Consider the following 3,501-nt stretch of genomic DNA (forward strand, 5'->3'; position numbering starts at 1 on the left):
GGGCCGGGTGGCTCACCGCGGCGGCGGGCGCCGTCGGTGCGCACGCCGCCTCGATCGCCGTCAAACGGGTCGTGCGCAGGCCGCGGCCCACGCACCCGGACGTCGCGGTGGGGGTGGGCACACCCAGCAAGCTGAGTTTCCCTTCGTCACATGCGACGTCGACGACGGCCGCCGCCGTGCTGTACTCGGGGCTGGTCGGGCGTAATCTCGTGCCCACCCTCGTGCCGCCGATGCTCGTCTCCCGCCTCGTGCTCGGCGTGCACTATCCGACCGACGTACTCGCCGGCGCCGCCCTCGGGGGCGCCGTCGGCGGAATCCTGCGCCGCAGGCTGACCTCACGGAAGCGGAATCGACCATGAGTGAGACGACCGAGCGTGCCGACGTCGCCGGTGGTGCGGCCACCCGGAAGCGGGGTCCCGTCCCGACCGTGGCCGGGGTGGCGAAGACGGCCAGGCCCCGGCAGTGGGTGAAGAACGTCCTCGTCTTCGCGGCTCCGTTCACCGCGGCGCAGATCGCGAACCTGGACGTGCTGGCCGACGCGGCGGTGGCGTTCCTCGCGTTCTCGCTGGTCGCGAGCTCGGTCTATCTCATCAACGACGCGGTCGACGTGGAGGCCGACCGCGCGCACCCGACGAAGCGGCACCGGCCGGTCGCGGCGGGCGTCGTGCCGATCCCCGTGGCCTACGCGGCCGCGGGGGTGTTCTTCGCCGCGGGTGCCGCGGTCAGCTTCCTGGCCGACTGGCGGTTGTTGATCGTGCTCGCGGTCTACGAGGCGATCCAGCTCGGCTACTGCTTCGGCCTCAAGCACCAGCCCGTGATCGACCTGGCGATCGTGGGGTCCGGCTTCCTCATGCGGCTGATCGCCGGTGGTGTGGCCACCGGGATCAGCCTGTCCCAGTGGTTCCTGCTGGTCACCGCGTTCGGATCGCTGTTCATGGTGGCCGGCAAGCGCTACGCCGAGGTGATGCTCTACGAACGCACGGGCGCGAAGATCCGCTCGTCGCTGAAGAAGTACTCGGCGAGCTACCTGCGCTTCGTCTGGGCCACCTCCGCCGCGATACTGATCATGTCGTACTGCCTGTGGGCGTTCGAGCAGCAGCACAACGTCTCCGGCACGGTGTGGAGCGTGATCTCGATCGTGCCGTTCGTGATCGCGGTGCTGCGATACGCGGTGGACGTCGACTGCGGGAACGCGGGCGAGCCCGAGGAGATCGCGTTGCGGGACCGCGTCCTGCAGGTCCTGGGCGGGGCGTGGGTGGTCAGTCTCGTGTGCTCGTACTACCTGTGACCAGGCGCGAGGTGCCCGCATGGTGACCACGCACGACGCGGCCGACACGTCCGGTGCGCACCCCGACGACGAGGACCCCGGGCGGCCGGGCACGGTCCCCGGCCGCCCGCCGTTCGGGACACCGGGCGGCACGGTCGCCGCGCTCCTGCTCGGCGGGGGGTACGCGGTGCTGCTCAGCGCGGCCTGGCAGGCGGTCGTGGCGCGCCTGCCGGTCTCCGGTACGGAGACCTATGTGCCCGAGGCGTTGCTGGTGGCCGCGGTGACCGTGCTGTTCGCCGTGGTGTACCCGGCGCTGGGGTCGGCGCGGGTCCGGCGGTGGCCGACGTGGCTGAAGCACCTCGGTGTGTGGACGACGTTGAGCACGCTGGCCACGCTGGTGCTCGCGCTGCCATTGCACGCGACCCGGTTCTTCCTCGGTGGAGCCTCGGTCGACAACACGTTCCGACTGCAGTACCTCGAACGGGCGTCGTCGTCGGCGGCGCTGCAGGACATGAACTACGTCGACCTGCCGCCGTACTACCCGGCCGGGTGGTTCTGGCTCGGCGGCCGGGTCGCCGAGGTGGCCGGCATGTCCGGCTGGGAGGCCTACAAGCCGTACGCGATCGCCTGGTGCGCCCTGACGGCGGTGGTGGCGTACGTGCTGTACACGCTGGTGCTGCGGCGCCGGACGGCGTTTCTCGCCGCACTGGTGACCACCGTCGCCGGGTTCGTCACCGTGGGTGTGGAGGAGCCGTACGCCTGGCCCACGACCGCGTGGTTGCCGCCGGTCGCCCTGCTCGCCTGGGCGGCGCTGCGCCGTCGCGACCGGGCGCCCTGGTGGGTGCTCGGCGTCGTGGGCGTCTACCTCGGCGTCTGCGGGCTGACCTACACGCTGCACCTCGGTTTCGGGGCGCTGCTGGTGGTCCTGCTGGCCGTGCTCGCCGTCGTGGCCGCCGTGCGGGAGGGGGAGCGGTTCGGCCCCGCGCTGCGCCGGTCGGTCGGTCGGACCGCCGTCGTCGCGGTGGTCTCCGCCGTGCTCGCCGCGCTCGTGTGGGCACCGTTCGTCGCCGCGGGCGGGCTGGCCGAGCCGTCGCTCGCGCCGAACTTCCTGCCGCAGAGCGGTGCCTACCTGCCGACCCCGTTCACCGTGCCCAGCGTGTTCGGGCTGTTGTGCCTGGTGGGGCTGGTGTGGGCGGTGGCGGCGGCGTTCACCGACACCACCGCGTTCGTCCTGGCGGTCCTCGCGGCCGCGGTCTACGCCTGGTTCGGCCTGTCGACCCTCGCGCTGCTGGGCGAGACCACGCTGCTGTCCTTCCGGTTCGTCCCCACGGTGGGGCTCACCCTGGCCGTGGCGGGGGTGCTGGGTGTCCTGGCCGGAGCGCGGTGGCTGCGGGGGTGGCTCGCGACCCGGCCCGGGACGGGGTGGTCCGGTCCCCGGGTGCGGGTGCTGGTCACCGTCCTGGCCGTGGCCGGGTCGGTGGTGATGGTCCAGGACGCCGTGCGGGCGGACCTGTCCGGGGTGATCGACGACGCCGAGTCGGACTACTACCCGACCGGGCGCACACCGGACGGGCAACGTGACCCGTCCGATCCGGCCGCGTGGACCCCGCAGCTCACCGACGCGATCGACCGGATGACGGCGGGCGGTCCGACCGGGCAGGTGCTGCTGACCGAACAGCACCACCTGCTGATGTTCTCGCCCTACTGGAACTTCCAGCAGCTCACCCCGCACTACGCGAACCCGCTCGCGCGCTACGACGAGCGGGCCGCCGAGATCCGCTCCTGGGCGGACGCGGACGACGCCGCCACCCTGCGCGCACGCCTGGCCGACGGGCCGTTCCCCCCGCCCACGGTGTTCGTGCTCGACCGCCGCGACGACGGGACGCTGCGGTACACGCTGACCTCCAGCGTGTTCCCCCGCTCCGACCCCGTGGCCGGCAACCCGGTGTCGTTCGACCCGGAGGTGTTCGACGCCCCCGGGTTCGAGCGGCGGGACGTGGGCCCGTTCACCGTCGTCGCCGTGCGGTCGTGAACCGGACCGTGGGCCGGGGCGCGACCGCGGACGGTGTCGGCCCGATCCCGTTCGGCGACGACACGGCCGACCCTCGCCCCGTCCGGCCGGAACGGCCCGCCCGGGCGGGTAGCTTACGCGGGGAAGCCGAACGAGACGGGCGGAGATGACCACTCGGACCGACGAAGCGAGCAACGCTCACGACGGAGGTGCGGGGCGCGCC

Annotated in this window: 3 protein-coding genes; all 3 read left to right on the forward strand. The window is 72.8% G+C overall.

Going from position 1 to position 3,501, the window contains the following annotated elements:
* Positions 1-359: phosphatase PAP2 family protein (locus SACPADRAFT_RS28040; protein WP_007026960.1), on the forward strand; the 359-nt coding region annotated here is incomplete at its 5' end.
* Positions 356-1,288 (forward strand): decaprenyl-phosphate phosphoribosyltransferase, encoded by a 933-nt coding sequence (locus SACPADRAFT_RS0215390; protein ID WP_007026959.1) that lies wholly within the window; start codon positions 356-358, stop codon positions 1,286-1,288. The genes SACPADRAFT_RS28040 and SACPADRAFT_RS0215390, both read left to right, overlap by 4 nt.
* Positions 1,289-1,307: 19 nt before the next feature.
* Positions 1,308-3,299, forward strand: coding sequence for an arabinofuranosyltransferase (locus tag SACPADRAFT_RS0215395; RefSeq protein WP_007026958.1), 1,992 nt, complete (start codon positions 1,308-1,310; stop codon positions 3,297-3,299).
* Positions 3,300-3,501 lie beyond the last annotated feature (202 nt).

The sequence above is a fragment of the Saccharomonospora iraqiensis subsp. paurometabolica YIM 90007 genome (assembly GCF_000231035.2).
Classification (GTDB): Bacteria; Actinomycetota; Actinomycetes; order Mycobacteriales; family Pseudonocardiaceae; genus Saccharomonospora; species Saccharomonospora paurometabolica.

Excerpts from the sequence above, each read along its gene's own strand:
- SACPADRAFT_RS0215390 (WP_007026959.1), top strand. The coding sequence starts at position 356 with ATGAGTGAGACGACCGAGCGTGCCGACGTCGCCGGTGGTGCGGCCACC.
- SACPADRAFT_RS0215395 (WP_007026958.1), top strand. The coding sequence starts at position 1,308 with ATGGTGACCACGCACGACGCGGCCGACACGTCCGGTGCGCACCCCGAC.